Source organism: Frigoribacterium sp. UYMn621 (assembly GCF_040549525.1).
Classification (GTDB): Bacteria; Actinomycetota; Actinomycetes; order Actinomycetales; family Microbacteriaceae; genus Lacisediminihabitans.
Map to the genome: position 1 here is coordinate 1 of NZ_JBEPTM010000011.1, position 20,828 is coordinate 20,828.

At 66.5% G+C, this 20,828-nt stretch carries 20 protein-coding genes; 13 read left to right on the plus strand and 7 right to left on the minus strand.

All coding sequences use genetic code 11. The features are described 5' to 3' along the window. Positions 1–423: 423 nt before the first annotated feature. Together ABIB54_RS14675 and ABIB54_RS14680 are read right to left on the minus strand one after the other, a co-directional pair. Positions 424–900 carry a hypothetical protein gene (locus ABIB54_RS14675; RefSeq protein WP_354576262.1) on the minus strand — a complete coding sequence of 159 codons (477 nt, stop codon included), beginning with the start codon at positions 898–900 and terminating at the stop codon, positions 424–426. A 132-nt stretch (positions 901–1,032) separates the two neighbouring features. Next, positions 1,033–2,574, minus strand: coding sequence for an amino acid permease (locus ABIB54_RS14680; RefSeq protein WP_354576263.1), 1,542 nt, complete (start codon positions 2,572–2,574; stop codon positions 1,033–1,035). Between the two features lie 192 nt (positions 2,575–2,766). Between ABIB54_RS14680 and ABIB54_RS14685 the strand changes: the two genes are divergently transcribed. The 5 genes from ABIB54_RS14685 (at position 2,767) to ABIB54_RS14705 (ending at position 7,978) form a co-directional block, all read left to right on the plus strand. Beyond that, on the plus strand, positions 2,767–4,134 hold the full coding sequence (locus tag ABIB54_RS14685) for a glutamine synthetase family protein (protein WP_354576264.1): 1,368 nt from the start codon (positions 2,767–2,769) through the stop codon (positions 4,132–4,134). A 151-nt stretch (positions 4,135–4,285) separates the two neighbouring features. Next, on the plus strand, positions 4,286–5,005 hold the full coding sequence (locus ABIB54_RS14690) for a gamma-glutamyl-gamma-aminobutyrate hydrolase family protein (protein WP_502917140.1): 720 nt from the start codon (positions 4,286–4,288) through the stop codon (positions 5,003–5,005). Next, positions 5,002–6,363, plus strand: coding sequence for an aldehyde dehydrogenase family protein (locus ABIB54_RS14695; protein ID WP_354576265.1), 1,362 nt, complete (start codon positions 5,002–5,004; stop codon positions 6,361–6,363). The genes ABIB54_RS14690 and ABIB54_RS14695 overlap by 4 nt, the downstream gene beginning before the upstream one ends. Before the next feature lie 68 nt (positions 6,364–6,431). After that, entirely contained in the window at positions 6,432–7,220 is a 789-nt protein-coding gene (locus ABIB54_RS14700; protein WP_354576266.1) for a 3-oxoacyl-ACP reductase, read from the plus strand. 2 nt (positions 7,221–7,222) lie between these two features. After that, complete coding sequence (locus tag ABIB54_RS14705; RefSeq protein ID WP_354576267.1) at positions 7,223–7,978, plus strand: FadR/GntR family transcriptional regulator; 756 nt, start codon at positions 7,223–7,225, stop codon at positions 7,976–7,978. A gap of 47 nt (positions 7,979–8,025) precedes the next feature. Here the strand turns inward: ABIB54_RS14705 and ABIB54_RS14710 are convergent, their stop codons facing one another. Further along, positions 8,026–8,655, minus strand: a complete 630-nt coding sequence (locus ABIB54_RS14710; RefSeq protein WP_354576268.1) for a hypothetical protein — start codon at positions 8,653–8,655, stop codon at positions 8,026–8,028. 2 nt (positions 8,656–8,657) lie between these two features. Then, positions 8,658–8,849: a hypothetical protein gene (locus ABIB54_RS14715; RefSeq protein ID WP_354576269.1), complete on the minus strand. Its 192-nt coding sequence runs from the start codon at positions 8,847–8,849 to the stop codon at positions 8,658–8,660. A 107-nt stretch (positions 8,850–8,956) separates the two neighbouring features. On the opposite strand from ABIB54_RS14715, the gene ABIB54_RS14720 reads away from it, so the two are divergent. After that, complete coding sequence (locus ABIB54_RS14720) at positions 8,957–10,114, plus strand: SLC13 family permease (protein WP_354576270.1); 1,158 nt, start codon at positions 8,957–8,959, stop codon at positions 10,112–10,114. 154 nt (positions 10,115–10,268) lie between these two features. Here ABIB54_RS14720 and ABIB54_RS14725 read toward each other — a convergent pair whose 3' ends face one another. After that, positions 10,269–11,237 (minus strand): magnesium transporter CorA family protein, encoded by a 969-nt coding sequence (locus tag ABIB54_RS14725; protein ID WP_354576271.1) that lies wholly within the window; start codon positions 11,235–11,237, stop codon positions 10,269–10,271. Positions 11,238–11,281: 44 nt separating this feature from the next. On the opposite strand from ABIB54_RS14725, the gene ABIB54_RS14730 reads away from it, so the two are divergent. The 7 genes from ABIB54_RS14730 to ABIB54_RS14760 all read left to right on the plus strand — a co-directional run bounded on the left by ABIB54_RS14730 (position 11,282) and on the right by ABIB54_RS14760 (position 19,816). Beyond that, complete coding sequence (locus tag ABIB54_RS14730) at positions 11,282–12,772, plus strand: alpha,alpha-trehalose-phosphate synthase (UDP-forming) (protein ID WP_354576272.1); 1,491 nt, start codon at positions 11,282–11,284, stop codon at positions 12,770–12,772. Continuing rightward, positions 12,772–13,587, plus strand: a complete 816-nt coding sequence (otsB, locus tag ABIB54_RS14735; protein ID WP_354576273.1) for a trehalose-phosphatase — start codon at positions 12,772–12,774, stop codon at positions 13,585–13,587. Before ABIB54_RS14730 ends, otsB begins: the two co-directional genes overlap by 1 nt. A gap of 171 nt (positions 13,588–13,758) precedes the next feature. Further along, complete coding sequence (gene ilvD / locus ABIB54_RS14740; RefSeq protein ID WP_354576274.1) at positions 13,759–15,456, plus strand: dihydroxy-acid dehydratase; 1,698 nt, start codon at positions 13,759–13,761, stop codon at positions 15,454–15,456. Between the two features lie 61 nt (positions 15,457–15,517). Next, a complete protein-coding gene (locus tag ABIB54_RS14745; RefSeq protein ID WP_502917138.1) occupies positions 15,518–17,317 on the plus strand; it encodes an acetolactate synthase large subunit in 1,800 nt (599 codons plus the stop codon). A 4-nt stretch (positions 17,318–17,321) separates the two neighbouring features. Then, on the plus strand, positions 17,322–17,828 hold the full coding sequence (ilvN, locus tag ABIB54_RS14750; protein WP_255461241.1) for an acetolactate synthase small subunit: 507 nt from the start codon (positions 17,322–17,324) through the stop codon (positions 17,826–17,828). A gap of 165 nt (positions 17,829–17,993) precedes the next feature. After that, on the plus strand, positions 17,994–19,019 hold the full coding sequence (gene ilvC / locus ABIB54_RS14755; protein WP_185202617.1) for a ketol-acid reductoisomerase: 1,026 nt from the start codon (positions 17,994–17,996) through the stop codon (positions 19,017–19,019). A gap of 182 nt (positions 19,020–19,201) precedes the next feature. After that, positions 19,202–19,816, plus strand: a complete 615-nt coding sequence (locus tag ABIB54_RS14760; protein WP_354576276.1) for a DUF998 domain-containing protein — start codon at positions 19,202–19,204, stop codon at positions 19,814–19,816. Here the strand turns inward: ABIB54_RS14760 and ABIB54_RS14765 are convergent. Both ABIB54_RS14765 and ABIB54_RS14770 read right to left on the minus strand, forming a co-directional pair. Beyond that, a complete protein-coding gene (locus tag ABIB54_RS14765) occupies positions 19,813–20,070 on the minus strand; it encodes a DUF6510 family protein (RefSeq protein WP_354576277.1) in 258 nt (85 codons plus the stop codon). The two genes, ABIB54_RS14760 and ABIB54_RS14765, sit on opposite strands and share 4 nt — an antisense overlap. Beyond that, complete coding sequence (locus tag ABIB54_RS14770) at positions 20,070–20,822, minus strand: ferredoxin reductase (RefSeq protein ID WP_354576278.1); 753 nt, start codon at positions 20,820–20,822, stop codon at positions 20,070–20,072. The genes ABIB54_RS14765 and ABIB54_RS14770 overlap by 1 nt, the downstream gene beginning before the upstream one ends. Between the last annotated feature and the right edge of the window lie 6 nt (positions 20,823–20,828).

Sequence of the window (20,828 nt, forward strand, 5' to 3'; positions counted from 1 at the left end):
GGAATGAGTGTGGTAACCCACTTCGATACCGGAGGTCTTCGCTATCTCAGCTCACGCCACGCTGATCACAACGTCCTCGGGAACTACAGCTAGCGAGCGTTAACCACCCGTTCTGGGGTATTCCCCACTAGAGACAAGCTCGGCAGTGCGGCGGTACAGTTGAGCCAGATGCAGGGGGCAACACACACTCTGGGTCTCCTGAATATCGTGTGTCGAGCGCGGGGGCGCTTTTGGCACGAAGATTCAGGTTTGCCTCGGTTCGGGAATCGAGTCTAAACCCCGATCGCCGCCGCTCCTCGGAGCGGCGGCGATCAGTGTTTAACGGGGCAACGACTCGTGATTCCTGAGCGGCGGATGCCTCACGCCGAGATCGACTGACGCCCTGTGGTTAAAGCGCGGGTCCGCACTCGCCGAACCGACCGCTCAGGCGGCCTTGCGCGGCTTGAACATGCGGTGTTCGTCGTGCTGCTCTTCGACGAGAACGACGTCGGCTTCCGCCGGCGCGGGAGCGGTGGACCAGTCGAGGGCTTCGACGGTGATCTCTTGCTCGGCAGTGATCTGTTCGTCGACGGGGATCTGTTCGTCGACGGGGATCTCTTCGTCGACGGCGATCTGGACGTCGTCTTCGACGCGATCGAGGTCGGCCTCGCTCGAGGTCTCGGCGAGGTCTCCCGCGGCGCGGGGCGCGGCGATCTGGTCGGCGATGTCACGGGCGATGTATTCGGAGATCGTCTCGCCGAAGAGCGAGTCGGTGTCGGTGCTGGCGCGGAACTGCAGTGTCCACATGCCACCCGCCCCGACGGCCTTGAGCAATCGCTCGCGCACCAGTTCGAAGACGAGTTCTTCGAGCTCTGCCGACTCCTCGGGCGAGATCGTACGACTGTGCGTGCGTGATTCCATCACGACTCACCCTTCAAGTTCAGGTTGATAGTTTGCTCAGTATGCGCCCGACCCCTCGAACAGGGCAGATGACACGCCGACACGGAAAAGGCTCCGGATGCGACATCCGGAGCCTTTTCCGAGCGGTGCAGGTTACTTGGTGAACATCTCGTCTTCCATCGCGTCGTAGCCCTCGGTCTGGGGGTCGCCGTGGAGGCCGCCGCTGAGGGCGTATTCCTCCTCTGGTGAGAGCACGAGGCGGTTGCGCCCGACGAGGGCGAAGATGGCGAGTCCGACGACGAAGATGATGACGAAGGTGATCACCGCGAGATTGAACGTGGGGTTCGCCACGATGCCGATGAACGCCGCCACGGCGATGACGCCGGCGACGACGGCGCCGACGATGCCGGTCGGGCTCTTGTAGGGGCGCTTCGCCGAGGGGAACCTGCGGCGGAGCACGATGAACGAGATCATCTGCATCACGTAGGAGATGACCGCGCCGAACACGGCGATGAACAGGATGATTCCGGTGGCGGCACCCGCAGCATTCGGGTTGACAGCCGGGATGACCAGCGCAACGACGACGAGGATCACGAAGCCGATCACTCCTCCGACGAGAAGTGCCACCCAGGGAGTCTGGTGCTTCTTGCCGGTGAGGGAGAGGAACTTCGGGTAGTAGCCGGCCCGGGAGAGCGAGTACATGTTGCGGCCGTAGGCGAACATGATGCCCTGCAGCGACGCGAGCAGCCCGATGAGTGCGAAGAGTGCGAGCAGAGCGGCCACGCTGTCGGGCAGGAACGCCCGGAAGCCGGCGAGAAGCGGTTCGTCGCCGTCTCCCGGCGACACGGTGAGGGCCTTCGAGCCCGTCACCGCGGGGTTCAGGAACAGGATGAGAAGACCGAAGAAGGCCAGGGTGATGATGCCCCAGACTCCCGCGCGCGGGATGTCCTTCGCCGGATTCTTCGCCTCTTCCGCGGCCAGAGGCAACTCTTCGATGCCGAGAAAGAACCAGATGGCGAAGGGCAGGGAGAACAGGATGCCGATGCCGCCGAAGGGCAGGAAACTGGAATTGCCCGATGTGGGGGCGATGTCGAACAGTCGGGAGAAGTCGACCGCGCCATTCGCGATGGACAACACCGCGAAGAGCAGGATCACGGCCATCGAGATGATCGCGACGATCAGGGCGAATCGGAATCCGACCGAGGCTCCCAGCGAGTTCAGGCCGATGAAGACTGCGTAGAGGATGATCCACAGCAGCCAGGCCGGCACCTCCGCGCCGGTGAGGTCGGTGATGATCTGCCCGGCGTAGGCGGCCGAGAACAGCACGACCACGGCCGTGGTGACGACGTATTCGATGGACTCGGAGATCCCGGTGACGAATCCTCCCCACGGACCGAGGGCGGCCCGGGCGAACGAATACGCCCCGCCGGTGTGCGGCATCGCCGCGGACATCTCCCCGATGGAGAAGATCATGGTGAAGTACATGATCACGATGACGATGGTGGCGATGAGCAGGCCGCCCCAGCCCGTGGTCGCGAGGCCGACGTTCCATCCGGAGAAGTCGCCCGAGATGACGGCGGCGATTCCGATGCCCCAGAGGCCCCAGAATCCGGCCGTGCGCTTGAGGCTTCGTTTCTCGAAGTAGCCGTCCTCGGCTTTCGTGTAGGTGACGCCGGAGACCGTGTTCTTTGACATGTATTCCTCCAGGAGGGGATCGTCGGGAGCCGGGCGCGATGTGCCACCGCGTCACGCTTACCGGAGAGCATGGCGTTTATTGGTACTTCGTGTCTACCTTTGGACGTAAACAGTGCATTACACGCTCTAGGATCGGGGTCGTGCCACCGTGATGCAATGGTTGGCAAACGCTCGAGAAGACGAGGAACCCCCATGGCCGCTCGCACGGGAATGCTCAGCACAGAACAGCTCAACGAGCTCATCGATGACGGCGCAATCGACACCGTGATCGTGGCGTTCACCGACATGCAGGGGCGACTCGTGGGCAAACGGGCGTCCGCCCGCCTGTTCAAGGAGGAGATCAGCCGCCACGGCGCGGAGTGCTGCAACTACCTGCTGGCGGTGGATGTCGAGATGAACACCGTGGACGGGTACCGCATCTCCTCGTGGGAGAAGGGCTACGGCGACATGGCGATGATCCCCGACCTGTCGACGCTCCGACTCGTGCCGTGGCTTCCGGGAACAGCCCTCGTGATGGCCGACCTCACCTGGCTCGACGAGCGACCGGTCGACCCGGCTCCCCGCGAGATCCTGAAGAAGCAGATCGCCCGGCTCTCCGAGAAGGGCCTCGTGCCCTACGTCGGCACGGAACTCGAGTTCATCGTCTTCGACAACAGTTACCGGGATGCGTGGGGCAAGGGCTACGTCGGTCTCACCCCGGCGAGCGATTACAACATCGACTACGCGTTACTCGCCTCGACGCGCATGGAGCCGTTGCTGCGGGACATCCGCGTCTCCATGGAGGGAGCGGGGCTCTACTGCGAGGGCGTGAAGGGTGAGTGCAACCTCGGGCAGCAGGAGATCGCCTTCCGCTATGAAGACGCGCTCACGACCTGCGACAACCATTCGATCTACAAGAACGGCGCGAAAGAGATCGCCGACAAGCACGGCAAGGCTCTCACCTTCATGGCCAAGTTCAACGAGAGGGAGGGCAACTCCTGCCACATCCACATCTCGTTCCGTGGCGCCGACGGGAGTGCGGTCTTCGCCGATGACGCCGACACTCTCGGCATGTCGAAGATGTTCCGCCACTTCCTCGCGGGGCAGCTGAAGACCATGCGAGAGATGACGCTGTTCTTCGCGCCGAACATCAACTCCTACAAGCGTTATGTGGACGGAAGCTTCGCCCCGACGGCCGTCGCCTGGGGGCTCGACAACCGCACCTGCTCGCTTCGCGTCGTCGGGCACGGCCTCGGGATGCGCGTGGAGAACCGGGTGCCCGGCGGAGATGTGAACCAGTACCTGGCCACGGCGGCGCTGATCGCCGGCGGGCTGTACGGAATCGAACACGAGCTGGAGCTCGAGCCGATGTTCGAGGGCAATGCCTACGGCAGCGATGCCCCGCGCGTGCCGACGACGCTGCGGGAGGCGGCGGAACTCTTCGGCGAATCCGAGATCGCCCGTGAAGCCTTCGGGGCGGATGTCGTGGAGCACTACCTCAACAACGCGCGCATCGAGGTCCAGGCCTTCGATGCCGCCATTACGGACTGGGAGCGGGTGCGCGGCTTTGAGCGTTTCTGAGAATACGGCGGGTCTCGACCCTTCGACACGGTCGCGGAGCGACCTACTCAGGGGAGCCACGGGTGCTGGGCGCCCTACTCGACCAACAGATACTTCTGCTGGTCGAGTAGCGAGTACCAGCGAGCGTGTCGAGACCTCGGCCGGCCCGATCATCGGGCTCACCACCTACCTCGAGCAGGCGCAGACAGGGGTGTGGGACGTGCAGGCCGCCTTCCTGCCGAAGGTCTACTTCGAGGCGATCACCCGCGCGGGGGGGATCGCGGTGCTCCTGCCACCGCAGCCCGTCTCCGAGGAGATCGCCAATCGGGTGCTCGATGGCCTCGACGGCCTGCTGATCACCGGCGGTAAAGACGTCGACCCGGCGCGGTACGGCCAGGAACCGCATCCCACCACGGATACCCCGCGCACCGACCGGGACGCCTGGGAGGATGCGCTCCTCACCGCGGCGATCTCGCGCGAACTGCCATTCCTCGGCATCTGCCGTGGCGCCCAGGTGCTCAACATCGCGCGCGGCGGAACCCTGCACCAGCACCTCCCCGAGATCATCGGCACCGACAAGTACCAGCTCGGCGGCGGCACCTTCAGCCGGGTTGACGTTGAGGCGGATGCGGACAGCTCGGTCGGCCGACTCGTCGGCACCGATCCGCTCGAGGTGGCGGTCTACCACCACCAGGCGATCGACCGCGTTGGAGAGGGACTTCGAGTGACCGCGCGCACCGACGACGGCGTGATCCAGGCGGTGGAGCTCGAGGGCGTGCCATTCGGGGTGGCCGTGCAGTGGCATCCGGAGCAGACCGGCGATGACCTCCGGCTCTTCGCCGGCCTCGTGGATGCCGCCCGGGACTACCATCGCGCGGAGGCGGCCCGATGACGGGGATCACCCTCATCAACCCGGCAACCGAGGTATCGCTGCAGACCGTCGAGCACAGCAGCCTCGAGCAGGTGGATGACGCGGTCGCCGCTGCGACATCCGCCCAGCGCGCCTGGGCGGCACTCCCGCCTGCCGAGCGGGCCGCGGCCCTTCGCCGATTCGCGCGGGCCGTCGACGCCGACCTGGAGAATCTCGCCGGGCTGGAAGTGGCGAACTCCGGGCATCCCATCTCGCAGGCGCGCTGGGAGGCCGGGCATGTTCGCGACGTGCTCGACTACTACGCCGCCGCCCCGGAGCGGATGATCGGCAAGACCATCCCCGTGGCCGGTGGCATCGACGCGACCTTCCTCGAGCCGCTCGGCGTCGTCGGGGTGATCGTGCCGTGGAACTTCCCCATGACGATCGCGGCCTGGGGCTTCGCTCCCGCGCTCGCCGCCGGCAACGCGGTGCTGCTCAAGCCCGCGGAGTGGACGCCGCTCACCGCGATCCGCCTCGGTGCGCTGGCCCTCGAGGCCGGCCTGCCGCCCGGGCTGTTCCAGGTGCTGCCGGGCAAGGGCTCCGTGATCGGGGAGCGGTTCGTGACCCATCCGGATGTGCGCAAAGTGGTGTTCACCGGCTCGACCGCCGTCGGCAAGGGTGTGATGGCCGGCTGCGCCGACCAGGTGAAGGCGGTGACCCTCGAGCTCGGTGGCAAGTCGGCGAACGTGGTCTTCGCCGACTCCGACCTGGAGAAGGCCGCGGCGACCGCCCCCTACGCGGTGTTCGAGAACGCCGGCCAGGACTGCTGCGCGCGCAGCCGCATTCTGGTGCAGCGCAGCGTCTACGACCGCTTTCTCGAGCTGTTGGAGCCCGCGGTGAAGGGCGTGCGGGTGGGATCACCGCTCGCAGAGGACACCGAGATGGGTCCGCTGGTCTCCGCGGCTCACCTGGCCAAGGTGCGGTCGTACGTCCCCGATGACTCGCAGGTCGCCTTCCGCGGAAGCGCTCCGGAGGGGGCGGGCTACTGGTTCGCTCCCACGGTGCTGCTGCCCGACTCACGCACCGACCGGGTGGTGGTGGACGAGATCTTCGGTCCGGTTGTCAGTGTGCTGCCATTCGACGACGAGGCAGACGCCATCGCCCTGGCCAACGACAGCATCTACGGCCTGAGCGGCTCGATCTGGACGAGGGACGTCGGCCGCGCCATCCGCGTCTCCCGCGCGATCGACAGCGGCAACCTCTCGGTCAACTCGCACTCCTCTGTGCGGTACTCGACTCCCTTCGGCGGTTTCAAGCAGAGCGGTCTCGGGCGCGAGCTCGGACCGGATGCCGCCACCGCGTTCACCGAGACCAAGAACGTCTTTATCAGCACCGATTGACCGATCCGCGGGTCTCCATGCGGCCGCGCGCGGCCCACTCGACCAGCACCAGTTAGGAGAACCATCACATGGCAGTAGCGAAGATCGACCTCACGCAGCGGCTCGCGGGAAAGGTCGCTGTCGTCACCGGGGGAGCGAGCGGCATCGGTCTCGCCACGGCCCGGCGGTTCGCGGCGGAGGGAGCGGCCGTCGTGATCGCCGACTTCAACCCGGCGGCGGGCGGGGCGGCGGCCATGGAGGTGGAGGGGCTCTTCGTGCAGGTCGACGTGAGTGACGAGGCCCAGGTGAACGCCCTCTTCGCGACCGTCAACGAGACCTACGGATCGGTGGACATCGTTTTCAACAACGCCGGCATCTCTCCGCCGGACGACGACTCGATCGAGACCACCGAGCTGCCTGCCTGGCAGCACGTGCAGGATGTCAACCTCAAGTCGGTCTACCTGTGCTGCCGCGCGGCGCTCCGCTACATGGTGGCCCAGCAGTCCGGTTCGATCATCAACACGGCCTCGTTCGTGGCGGTGCTCGGATCGGCGACCAGCCAGATCTCCTACACGGCGTCCAAAGGCGGCGTACTCGCGATGAGCCGCGAACTCGGCGTGCAGTTCGCGCGCCAGGGCATCCGGGTGAACGCCCTGTGCCCCGGTCCGGTCAACACTCCTTTGCTGCAGGAGCTTTTCGCCAAGGATGAGGAACGCGCCCAGCGTCGTCTCGTGCACATTCCCAAGGGACGCTTTGCGGAGCCGGAAGAGCTCGCCGCGGCGGTCGCGTTCCTCGCGAGCGATGATTCCTCCTTCATCACCGGCTCGACGTTCCTCGTCGATGGAGGCATCAGCGCCGCCTACGTGACACCCCTGTAATCGTGAGCGACGGGGGAGGGCTGTTGCGGGCGGATGTCGCCGGCGATGCCCTCTTCCGACCCGTTCGCGCGGGCAACGCCTTCGAGGAGACGGTGAGCCGCCTGCTGCAGGCCATCCGCCTCGGGATCGTGCCGCCGGGGGAGGCGCTGCCTTCCGAGCGTGATCTCGCCACCCGATTCTCGGTGAGCCGTGACACCGTCCGCGATGCCATCCGCTCGCTGTCCGATGCGGGATTCCTCGTCTCGCGTCGTGGTCGCTACGGCGGCACCTTCGTCGTGGACGCGCCGCCGCCGCGCGTCGCGGTCTCGGGAATCGACGGCTTTGCGACATCCGCCCCTCCCACAGCCGAGGAGATCGAGGACGTGCTCGCGCTGCGCGACATCCTCGAGGTCGGAGCGGCGCGATCCGCTGCGACCCGCAGTCTCACAGCCGGCGACCGCGAACTGCTCTGGACCCGACTGCGCGAGACGGCGGCGGCGACCATCGCCGACTATCGGCGGCTCGACTCCCGCCTGCACCTCACCATCGGGGAGCTCGTGGGAGCGCCATCCCTTGTGCCGCTGCTGGCGGAGAACCGGATGCTGGTGAACGGACTGCTCGACGATATCCCGCTGCTGCAGCCCAACATCGAACACTCGAACCAGCAGCACGAGGCGATCGTCATCGCCATTCTCACCGGGGATGCCGAACGGGCGGCATCCGCCATGCAGGAACACCTCGAGGGCTCTGCCGCGCTGCTGCGCGCGTTCCTCGCCTGAAGCCGGGTTCGTGGCGTGCGGTACCGTGGCGCTGGACGCGCTTGGAGCTAGACGGTCGGCGGTGTCTTCGGGGTGCGCGGCTTGGTCGGTGCCTTGACGACAGGTGCCTTGACGACCGGTGGCTTGACGACCGGTGCCTTGACGACCGGTGGCTTAGCAGGGGCGACCCTCGCTTCCCGAGTATCCGGAGCGGGGGGAGTCGCCGACACCGGGGGAGTCGCCGGGGTGATGGTGCGGGTGGGAGTCGGAGGGGCGGCCTTCGGCACCACGGGCGCGACCTTGGTCGTGGCCGTCTTCTGCGGGGATGCCACGGTCGGGGATGCCACGGTCGGGGATGCGGTCGGGGACGTCACCGTCGGGGATGCCGTCGTGGACGCGGCGGATGGTGCCGCAGACTTCGGGGCGGCAGGCGAGGTCGATGAGGGGGCGGGAGCGGCGGGGGCGCTGGGGGCCGCGGGAGTCGGAAGCGGCGCGGCCGGAGGCTTCGGCGGCTCGTTCTTCGCGACGTACAACTGCGCTGCCCGGGTTGCCACGAGGAGGAAGCGCACGAGGAGGAAGACGAGTCCGACGACGATCGCGAGGGCGAGCAGCGAGAAGAAGGCCCAGACCACCAATCCGAGGAACCCGAGGGCCCCCGCACCCATGTCGTACATTCCCGGAATCAGTGGGTTGTGCATGGTTACTCCTCTAGCTCGTCGACCTTGCGCGACTGCTCCAATACCGTGTCCACCGCCACGACGACGGTGATGACCCAGCTGATCCACATGAGGGCGAGTCGCCAGTCGCGCGGACCTTTTCTTGTCGTCTGGAGGGTACCCCACCCGCCGAGGACGGCGCTGACGAAGGTGCCACTGAAGATGTATTTGCGCAACGGATGCCTTTCAAGTCGATATTTCCACGGTACTCCGCTGTGAGAAGGGCGCACAGCCCGGGATAGTGTTGAGCGCCGGAACGGCGCCGAGCAATAGAGGATGTGACGTGCGAACTGCGATTCTCGGGGCCGCCCTCCTCCTCCTCGGGTTCGTGGCCATCGCCACCGGCATCCTCCCCGCCGCCGACGCGCTGGCGATCGGGGAGCGTGTCTGGCCGATCCTGCTGTTCGTGGTCGCGATCACCGTGGTCACCGAGCTCGCGGCCGAAGCCGGACTGTTCCGCCTCGTCGCAGAGCAGACCGCCCGCTGGGGTCGCGGCCGGGCGTGGCTGCTCTGGCTGCTGGTGCTCGCCCTCGCGGTGGTCGGCACGATCTTCCTCTCACTCGACACCACGGCCGTGCTCCTGACGCCGGTCGTCGTGATCCTGGCCCGCCATGCCGGGCTGTCCCCGCTGCCTTTTGCCCTCACGACGGTCTGGATGGCGAACACGGCGTCGCTGCTGCTCCCGGTCTCGAATCTCACCAACCTGCTCGCCGAACACGAGCTCGCAGGCATCGGTCCCCTCAAGTTCGCGGCCCTCACCGCTGTGCCAGCGCTCATCTCCGTGGTGGTGCCCGCGCTCATCCTGTTCCTCGTCTTCCGGCGGGACCTCCTGGTGCGCTATCGCACCGAGCCGGCCGAGGGGCTCGACGATCGCGTGCTGCTGATCGCGAGCGGTGTGGTCGTGGCACTGCTCATCCCCTCCCTCGTCTCGGGGCTGGAGGTCTGGATCCCCACGGTCATCGCTGCCACGGTTCTCGGGGCGTTCTTTCTCGTGAGGCGCCGTTCGGTGCTGCGGTTCGGACTGCTTCCGTGGCAACTCGTGCTGCTGGCCTCCGGCCTCTTCCTCGTGGTGGAAGCCGCCCACTCGCTCGGTCTCGGAATGCTGCTCGCCACCGTTTCGGGCACCGGCAACGACCCGCTGAGCTTGCTGCGGCTGGCGGGGGTCGCGACCCTCGGCGCCAACACCATTGACAACCTGCCGGCGTATCTGGCTCTCGAGCCCGTGGCCGGCGACCCCGTTCGGCTCGTCGCGCTGCTGATCGGCGTGAACGTCGGTTCGTTGATCACCCCCTGGGCGTCGCTGGCCACACTCCTCTGGCATGAACGGCTGAAGGCACTGGACGTCGAGATCTCGTGGGGTCGCTACGCCCTGCTCGGGCTCATCGCGGCGCCGATCACGGTGACTCTCGCGACGCTCGGGCTCGCTCTCTCGCAGGGCTGATTTCTCCGGTGTCGCCGCGCTCTCAACGGTTTCGGCACTGGTGGCGCCTGTGCAGCGGAAGGCCCACTCATCGCCGGAAACGGCCGGGGCGAGGCCTTCGTGCCCGTGCGGTCGATCGCCGCTGTCGTCGGGCTCTTCCGTTCGCCCCGCAGCGTCAGAGCCAGTCGCGCTTCTTGAACTGCAGGTAGAGCCCGAGGGACGCCGCGACGATCAGCCCGATCGAGAGCCAGACACCCCAGGTCGTGCCGAACCCGGCGAACTTGAGATTCTGGCCGAAGAATCCGGTGATCGCCGTCGGCACGGCGATGATGGCCGCCCAACTCGTCACCTTCTTCATGATCAGGTTCATGCGGTTGCTCTGGATGCTGAGATTCGTTTCGAGAATGGTCGAGATCAGATCGCGAAGCGACTCCGTCCACTCGGTAGCGCGCAGCACGTGGTCGTAGACATCCTGGAAGTACGGGGTCATCTCCGTGTCGAAGGCCTCGAGATCGCGGCGGAGCACTGTGTTCACGACTTCACGCATCGGCAGGACCACCCGCCGCAAGAGCACGAGAGACTTGCGGAACTCGAAGGATCGCCGCTGCACCTCCTTGTCGCGGGGGCGGTCGTCGAACAGGGCATCCTCGAGCTCGTCCGACGCCGTGTCGAGCTGTTGCACAGTCTCGAAGTGACCGTCGACGATTTCGTCGAGAAGCCCCCAGAGTAGGTAGGCGACGCCGTGTTTCGCGAGGTCCTTGTCGCTGTCCCACCGCTGGACGACCTTCGACATGTCGAAATCCGGGCCATGGACGGTGACCAGCGCGTGCGGCGTGATGAAGGCCTTGATCTCATGGGTCTCGAGCTCCCCGGTCACGGTGTCGAGAGAGACGGCGTAGGCGGCGAGAAACAGGTGGGTGTCATAGCGGTCGAGCTTCGGCCGCTGGGAGGAATGCACGGCATCCTCGACCGCCAGCGGATGCAGCCCCAGCTCCTCGGTGATGGTCGCGAGGTCCGACTCACCGGGGGAGAGGAAGTCCGCCCAGACCGTGCAGCCCTCCTCGAGGATGTGGTCGGAGATGTCTTCGACCGGGAACCCTTCGGTCTTCAGTACGCCGTGGTTGTAGAGCCGGGTAGTTGCCATCGGGCAATGCTAGTTCCGTGCTGTGCAGTAACCTTGGTGGCACAGTGACTTCAACGACAAGCGGCACCTACGACTTCATCGTCGTGTCCAATCGCCTCCCTGTCGACCGCGTTGTCGGTGCCGATGGCTCCGCCAGCTGGACCCGGTCTCCCGGCGGCCTCGTTACCGCCCTCGAGCCGGTCATGAAGCAGAACGAGGGTGCCTGGATCGGCTGGGGTGGCCAGCCGGACCTCGAACTCGACCCCTTCGACAGCGACGGAATCCGCATCATCCCCGTGGCCCTCACCGCGCTCGAGATCGAGCAGTACTACGAGGGCTTCTCCAACGACACGCTCTGGCCGCTGTATCACGACGTGATCGCCCCGCCCAGCTACCACCGCGAGTGGTGGGACAGCTACGTCGAGGTCAACCAGCGATTCGCGGATGCCGCGGCCGTGGCAGCAGCACCCGGCGCGGTGGTCTGGATTCAGGACTACCAACTCCAGCTCGTGCCGAAACTGCTGCGCGGGATCCGCCCGGACCTCACCATCGGGTTCTTCAACCACATCCCCTTCCCGCCCTACGGCATCTACTCCCAGCTGCCGTGGCGCACCCAGATCATCGAGGGACTCCTCGGAGCCGACGTGATCGGATTCCAGCGGGTCGCGGATGCGAGCAACTTCCAGCGGGCGGTGCGTCGCCTCAAGGGCTATGCCACCAAGGGCTACCAGGTCGAGGTGCCCATCGTCGATGCGTCTCCGGGTGTTCGCGTCTACGGAGAGATCAAACGCCAGGGAAGCTTCCGAACCGTTGTCGCCCGCGCGTTCCCCATCTCGATCGACAGTGCCAGCTTCGAAGAACTCGCCCGCACTCCTGAGGTGCAGGAGCGAGCGAAGCAGATCCGCGCAGAGCTCGGCAATCCGAGAACGGTGATGCTCGGGGTCGATCGCCTCGACTACACCAAGGGCATCACCCACCGGTTGAAGGCCTACGGCGAACTGCTCGCCGAGGGCAAGCTGAGCTCCGAGGACGTCACGCTCGTGCAGGTCGCCAACCCCAGTCGCGAGCGGGTGCAGGCCTACATGGCGCTGCGCGATGACATCGAGCTCACGGTCGGCCGCATCAACGGCGACTACGGCACGATCGCCCACGTGCCGATCAGCTACCAGCACCACGGCTTCCCCCGGGATGAGATGGTGGCGCTGTACCTCGCCGCCGACGTGATGCTCGTCACGGCACTGAGGGACGGCATGAACCTCGTGGCCAAGGAATATGTGGCCTGCCGCTTCGACGACGGTGGTGTGCTCATCCTCAGCGAATTCGCCGGGGCATCCGACGAGCTGAAACGGGCGCTCCTCGTCAACCCGCACGACATCGACGGCGTGAAGGAGGCGATCCTGCAGGCCATCGCGATGCCGAAGAGTGAACGATCCGCGCGCATGCGATCGCTTCGCAAGCGGGTGCTCGAGCACGACGTCTCCCGCTGGTCGCGCGACTTCCTGGATGTGCTCGAGAGCCGGGCGCACCACGGATCCGAGGGGCACAGACTTTCCTGATGGTCGACGTAGACACCCCTCCCAACTTCTCTCGACTGCCCGAGCCGTTCATCGGAGCGCTGCGGGAACTCGCGCGCACCCGACGGCTGCTCGTGGCGCTCGACTTCGACGGCACTCTCGCGCCGGAGGTGGATGCGCCGGAGCATGCCCGTGCGCTGCCCGAGGCGCGCGCCGCCGTGCTTCGCCTCAACGACATGCCCAACACGCGGGTGGCACTGGTCTCCGGTCGCGCCCTCGACAGCCTCATCGAGGTGTCGGACCTGCCGGACAGCGTGCTGCTCGTCGGGTCCCACGGCATCGAGCTCCGACTCGACAACCCCGGTGACAGCGTCACCCTCAACACGACGGAGTTCGAGCGCATCGACGTTCTCGGCGAGGTGCTCAACGAGGTGGCCAATTCCTTCGACGAGGTCTGGCTGGAGGAGAAGCCGGCAGGATTCGCTCTCCACACCCGGCTCGCGTCAGAGCGCAACAGCCGGATCGCGCACCTGGTCGCTCGCAGCGAGACCGCCGCCGAGCTCGATGACCTCACCATCCGCAGCGGCAAGAATGTGCTCGAGTTCTCGGTGCGGTCCACCACCAAGGGCGAGGCCGTCGAGCATCTGCGCACCTACACGAAGGCCACGGCGGTCTTCTATGCGGGCGACGACGTGACGGACGAGGATGCCTTCGCGGCTCTCGGTGCGGATGACGTTGGCCTCAAGAGCGGGCACGGTTCGACTCTCGCGAACTTCCGGGTCGCCGGCCCCATCGATGTGGCCCGCGCGATCAACCTGCTCGCCGACCTCCGCGAGGGTGACGTACACGAGCAGTAGCTCTGTCGCATCCGCTGAGTCTCCGCTCCCTCCTTCCTCCCAAAATGCAGGAGATTCGCCATCGATCGGCCCCTGTTGCGGCGGAACAGCCCCACTGGTGGCGGATCTCCTGCGTTTTGGGTCACACGGGCGGCGATCGTGCATGCGTGAGGGCGTTCTAGACTCTGTTACATGCCCGAAACAGTCGACTGGAAGCCCCGTTCACGCACCGTAACCGACGGTATCGAAGCCATGACCTCCCGCGGCATGCTGCGCGCGGTCGGCATGGGCGACTCCGACTGGGAAAAGCCGCAAGTCGGCATCGCGAGTTCGTGGAACGAGATCACCCCCTGCAACCTCAGCCTGGACCGCCTGGCGCAGGCCGCAAAGGAGGGCGTGCACTCCGGCGGCGGCTACCCACTGCAGTTCGGCACCATCTCCGTGTCCGACGGCATCAGCATGGGGCACGAGGGCATGCACTTCTCGCTGGTGAGCCGCGAGGTGATCGCCGATTCCGTCGAGGTCGTCATGCAGGCCGAGCGACTCGACGGCTCCGTTCTGCTCGCCGGCTGCGACAAGTCCCTTCCCGGCATGCTCATGGCTGCCGCCCGCCTCGACCTCTCCTCCGTGTTCCTCTACGCCGGTTCGATCGCTCCCGGATGGGTGCGTCTCAGCGACGGCACCGAGAAGGAGGTCACCATCATCGACTCCTTCGAGGCGGTCGGAGGCGTCAAGGCCGGCACGATGAGCGACGAGGATGCCTACGCCATCGAATGCGCGATCGCTCCGGGCGAGGGTGCCTGCGGCGGCATGTACACGGCCAACACCATGGCGAGCGTCGCAGAGGCGCTCGGGATGGCGCTGCCGGGCTCGACGAGTCCGGCCGCGGCCGACCGGCGCCGCGACTACTTCGCCCACAAGAGTGGCGAGGCTGTCGTCAACCTGTTGCGCCTCGGAATCACCACCCGGGACATCCTCACCAAGGATGCCTTCGAGAATGCGATCGCCGTGGCGATGGCCCTCGGCGGATCCACCAACGTCGTGCTCCACCTCCTCGCCATCGCGTGGGAAGCGGATGTCGACCTCTCGCTCGACGACTTCAACCGCATCGGCGACACCATTCCCCACCTCGCCGACATGAAGCCCTTCGGCCAGTTCGTGATGAACGACCTGGATCGTCGCGGAGGCATCCCCGTTCTGATGAAGGCACTGCTGAATGCCGGACTGCTGCACGGCGACGCGCTCACCGTCACCGGCAAGACCCTGGCCGAGAATCTCGCCGAGCTGAACATCCCGCCGCTGGACGGCATGGTGCTGCGCACCCTGGACAACCCGATCCATGCGACCGGAGGACTCACCATCCTTCGCGGATCCCTCGCACCGGAGGGCGCCGTCGTCAAGACCGCCGGGTTCGACGCCAAGGTCTTCGAGGGCCCCGCGCGGGTCTTCGAGCGCGAGCGCGCGGCAATGGACGCCCTCACCGAGGGCAGGATCGGAAAGGGCGACATCGTCGTCATCCGCTATGAGGGACCCAAGGGCGGACCGGGGATGCGCGAGATGCTCGCCATCACCGCCGCCATCAAGGGAGCCGGGCTCGGCAAGGATGTACTACTCTTGACGGACGGACGATTCTCAGGCGGCACAACCGGACTGTGTATCGGCCACATAGCACCCGAAGCGGTGGACGCAGGTCCCATCGCCTTCGTGCGCGATGGTGATCTAATACGGGTCGATATCGCCGCTCGTTCTCTCGATCTACTTGTCGATGAGGCCGAGCTAGCTGCTCGCCGCTCTGGCTGGGCTCCGCTTCCCCCGCGCTATACCCGTGGCGTTCTCGCAAAGTACTCGAAGCTCGTGCACTCCGCCGCAGAGGGCGCGATCACGGGCTAACCCGGGGTCGGGACGTCTCGCCCCCCACCATTCGCACTCTATGTCTCGCAAGGAATATTCCATGTCCACGGAAACCGCTCCCGTGCCAGCAGCACCGACCAAGAAGGCCACCGAGCCCGAGATCCTCACCGGCTCGGGCGCGATCCTGCGCTCGCTCGAGAACCTCGGCGTCACCGACGTCTTCGGGCTTCCCGGCGGGGCCATCATGCCGTTCTACGACGAGCTGATGTCGTCGACGGGAATCCGCCACATCCTGGTGCGCCACGAGCAGGGTGCTGGCCACGCTGCCGAGGGCTACGCGTCATCCACCGGCCGACTCGGGGTCTGCATCGCGACCTCCGGCCCCGGTGCCACCAACCTCGTGACCGCGATCGCGGATGCCTACATGGATTCCGTTCCGCTGCTCGCGATCACCGGCCAGGTGTTCTCGACCCTGATGGGAAGCGACGCATTCCAGGAGGTCGACATCTCCGGGATCACGATGCCGATCACCAAGCACTCCTTCCTGGTCACCCGGCCGGAAGACGTGCCGGCGACCATCGCCGCGGCGTACCACATCGCCACGACCGGCCGCCCCGGACCGGTGCTGGTGGATGTCACGAAGGACTGCCAGCAGAACAGCGCGCCGTTCATCTGGCCGCCGAAGGTCGACCTGCCCGGGTACCGACCGGTGCTCAAGGCCCACGGCAAGCAGATCCTCGCGGCGGCCCAGATGCTCGCCGAGGCCAAGCGTCCGGTCTTCTACGTCGGTGGCGGTGTAATCCGCGCCAAGGCATCCGTCGAACTGCTGGAGCTCGCCGAGCTGGTGGGAGCACCGGTCGTCACCACTCTCATGGCGCGCGGCGCGTTCCCGGACTCCAACCGGCTGAACCTCGGCATGCCCGGGATGCACGGCACGGTGCCCGCGGTTCTCGCCATCCAGGAATCCGACCTGCTCATATCCCTCGGAGCCCGCTTCGACGACCGGGTCACCGGCAAGCCCAGCGAATTCGCGCCGGACGCGAAGGTCGTCCACGTCGACATCGACCCGGCCGAGATCTCCAAGATCAGGCTCGCCGATGTGCCGATCGTCGGCGATGCCAAGGAGGTCATCGCCGACCTCACGACCGCCTTCCGCGATGCGGTGGCGACCACGCCATCCGACCTCACGGCCTGGTGGGAGCGTCTCGACCTGCTCCGCGCCCGCTACCCCCTCGGCTACGACGAGCCGGAAGACGGATTGCTCTCCCCCCAGTACGTGATCGAGCGCATCGGCCAGATCACCGGGCCGGAGGCGATCTACGCCTCAGGCGTCGGCCAGCACCAGATGTGGGCGGCGCAGTTCATCAAGTACGAGCGCCCCAACGCCTGGCTCAACTCCGGCGGTGCTGGCACCATGGGCTACGGGGTTCCCGCGGCCATGGGTGCGAAGGTCGCCGAGCCGGAGCGCACGGTCTGGGCGATCGACGGGGACGGATGCTTCCAGATGACCAACCAGGAGCTCGCCACCTGCACGATCAACAAGATCCCGATCAAGGTCGCGATCATCAACAACTCCTCCCTCGGCATGGTGCGACAGTGGCAGACGCTGTTCTACGACGGCCGCCACTCCTTCACCGACCTCAACACGGGTCACGACACGGTGATGATTCCGGACTTCGTGAAGATGGCCGACGCGTACGGCGCTCTCGGCATCCGCGTGCGCAACAAGGAAGACGTGGATGCGGCGATCAAGCTGGCGAACGAGACGAACGACCGTCCGGTGGTGATCGACTTCATCGTGAGTCCGCACTCGATGGTCTGGCCGATGGTGCCCCAGGGCGTCGGCAACTCGAACGTGCAATACGCGAAAGACCACGCGCCGTCGTGGGACGAGGAGTAGGCCCGTGACGCACGTACTCTCGCTTCTCGTCGAGGACAAACCCGGACTGCTCACGCGCGTCGCCGGTCTGTTCGCGCGCCGTGGGTTCAACATCGAGAGCCTCGCTGTCGGTGCGAGCGAGATCCCCGGACTCTCCCGCATCACCGTCGTCGTGGATGTCGAGGAGCTGCCGCTCGAGCAGGTGACGAAGCAGCTCAACAAGCTCATCAACGTGATCAAGATCGTCGAGCTGGATCCGCTTCAGACCGTCGAGCGCGAGCACATGCTGATCAAAGTGCGGGTGGACAACACCACGCGCAGCCAGATCCTCGAGGCGGCAACGCTGTTCCGTGCGCGGATCGTGGATGTCGCGACCGACGCCCTGGTGATCGAGGTCACCGGCGATACGGCGAAGGTGGATGCGCTGCTCAAGGTGCTCGAGCCCTACGGAATCAAGGAGATCGCCCAGTCGGGCCTTCTCGCGATCGGGCGCGGGTCCAAGAGCATCACCGAACGAGTCTTCAAGAGCTAGGCGGTGGTCGAGCGGCGCGCTCTGCCGCGCGGAGCGAGACCTCGAATAACAGAACACAGAACCTCGAAACCGCAGGTTTCGATACGGCCATTGCGGCCTACTCGACCAGCAGAAATGCGGCCCTGGCGGGCGCACTCAACCAGCAGAAACGGAAAAGGAAACCAAGTGACCGAGATCTTCTATGACAAAGACGCCGACCTCAGCCTCATCCAGGGCAAGAAGGTGGCCGTCATCGGCTACGGCTCGCAGGGCCACGCGCACGCGCAGAACCTCCGCGATTCCGGCGTCGAGGTAGTCGTCGGCCTCAAGCCCGATTCGAAGTCCGTCGTCAAGGCGCAGGAGGCCGGATTCACCGTGCTGCCGTCCGCAGAGGCCGCAGAGTGGGCCGACGTGATCGTCATCCTCGCGCCAGACCAGCACCAGCGCGGACTCTATGCCGCCGACATCCAGCCGCACCTCGTGCCCGGCAACGCGATCCTCTTCGGCCACGGCTTCAACATCCGCTTCGGCTACATCACCGCGCCTGAGGGCGTCGACGTGATCATGGTCGCCCCGAAGGGACCCGGTCACACCGTGCGTCGCGAGTTCGAGGCCGGCCGTGGCGTTCCCGTCATCGTCGCCGTCGAGCAGGATGCCTCAGGCCAGGCCTGGCAGCTGGCCTGGTCCTACGCCAAGGCGATCGGCGGACTCCGCGCCGGCGGCATCAAGACCACCTTCACCGAAGAGACCGAGACCGACCTGTTCGGTGAGCAGGCCGTGCTCTGCGGTGGCGTCTCGCAGCTCGTGCAGTACGGATTCGAGACCCTCACCGAGGCCGGCTACCAGCCGCAGATCGCCTACTTCGAGGTGCTTCACGAGCTGAAGCTCATCGTCGACCTCATGTGGGAGGGCGGCATCGCGAAGCAGCGTTGGAGCGTCTCCGACACCGCCGAGTACGGCGACTACGTCTCCGGCCCGCGCGTCATCGACCCGCACGTGAAGGAGAACATGCAGGCCGTTCTCGCCGACATCCAGTCCGGTGCCTTCGCGGAGCGTTTCATCGCCGACCAGGATGCCGGAGCGCCCGAGTTCCTCGAGCTGCGCGCCAAGGGTGCTGCTCACCCGATCGAGGCCACCGGCAAGGAGCTTCGCGCTCTCTTCGCCTGGAAGCAGGTCGACGAGGACTACACCGACGGCTCCGCCGCCCGCTAGTCGTTCCCCGCGAAAGGGCCCCGGTTGTTGTCGAACCGGGGCCTCTTCGCTGTCCCCGTCACCATCACTCCCTCGTGCGTAACTCCTGCAATTTGCGGCGGGGCCGGCGGGTGCGCCCGGATTTCCGGGGGGCCAGGGCCGGCGCGGCAAAATCTGCAGGAGTTATGCACGAGGCTGGGGGGATGACTCCGCCGCTGGCAACCCGGGTGCGCCGGGCATTCGCCACCGCGGCGATGGTCCTCGTGCTGTTCTACGTGACGGTAGACGCGGTGTTGCAGTTGCTGCCGCCCCACTACTCGGTGCTGACCGATGCTGAGAGTGACCTCGCCGTCGGTCAGTTCGGCTGGGCCATGAACCTCAACTTCCTGGCCCGGGCGGTGATGAGCGGATGCCTCGTCATAGCGATTTCAGTCACGGCTCCGCCCTCGCCGCGGCGGAGAGCCGGCTCGGCCCTCCTGGCGCTGGCGGGGCTCTGCTCGGCGGCCCTCGTGTTCTTCCCCACTGACGTCAACCGTCCCGGCGAATTCGGCATGACCCCGCGCACGAGCCTCGGGGTCGTGCACGTGGTCTTCGCGACATCCGGATTCCTCGCCGTGCTGGTGGCCATGGCGCTGCTCACCTGGTGGTTCGGGCGCACGCGCAGCATCATGGTCTTCTTCGTGGTCGCGTTGGTCGGGCTGGTGTCACTCGGCCTGAGCCTCGCGCTGTTGCCGCAGATCGTCGGCCTCACCGAGCGGATCTGCCTGCTGGGGATCCTCGGCTGGGCTTTCGCGGTCGGCGCGCGCCTGATTCGCTAGCGCGGCACCCGCAGCCACGACATCCCGCGCAGCTCGAGGCAGATGCTGTCCGGCTCCTCGACGACCACCATGAGCACGTCATCGCACTGGCCGCAGCGCACCACGTAGCCGGTCGGATCCGGGTATACCGTCGCGCGAGCGAGTTCGGAGACGTCGCCACAGCCGATGCAGCGCGCCACCGCCAGGGTGATATCCGCGGAGAACAGCTCGGAGAGGGGCCCCGCAAGGGAGTTGCCGTCCACGGGTTCCGGCATCAGGCGCCTCCGAATCGTTCGGTCTTCACACGCTGCGGGTCGTGCCCGAGCGCGACGAGGTCGTTCGCGACGGTCTCAACGAATCCGGTCGGCCCACAGACGAACACTGCCGGGCCCTGCGACGCGGCGAAGGTGGATGCCTCGAGGTCGGCGAGCGCGATGCGGGAGGCCGGCCGCGGCCATCCGTCCGGCGTTCGGCGGGTGTACAGCCAGGTGACGTCGAGGTGGGGAGTCGGAGTCTCGAGCTCGGAACGGAAGAACGCGTCATCCGGGGTGCGCACCGAATAGAGCAGCCGGAACGGAGCGGTGCTGCCCGATGCGGTGTGGGAACGGATCATCGCCATCAGCGGCACGATTCCCGAGCCCCCGCCGATCAGCTGCACCGACTCGGTCTGCACGGGACGCCAGACGAACCACCCGCCGAGCGGACCGCGCAGCTCCAGCTCGTCCCCGGGCAGGAGTTCATCGACGAGGTAGGGCGACACCTCTCCGGTGGGGAAGCGGTCGACGGCGAGCTGGACACGGTCCCCGTCCCCCGCAGAGGCGATGGAGTAGGAGCGCACTGCCTGGTAGCCGTCCGGCGCGGTGAGTCGGACATCCGCGTGCTGGCCGGCGATGTTGCCGCCCCAGCCGGGAACGTCGACCACGATGCTGCGCCCGGTGGGAGTCTCGGTGTTGGTCGAGACGACCACACCGACATGCCAGAGCCCGACCCGGTGTGGCGGCGCATCCCGGGTCTCGCGTTCGGTCACCAACTG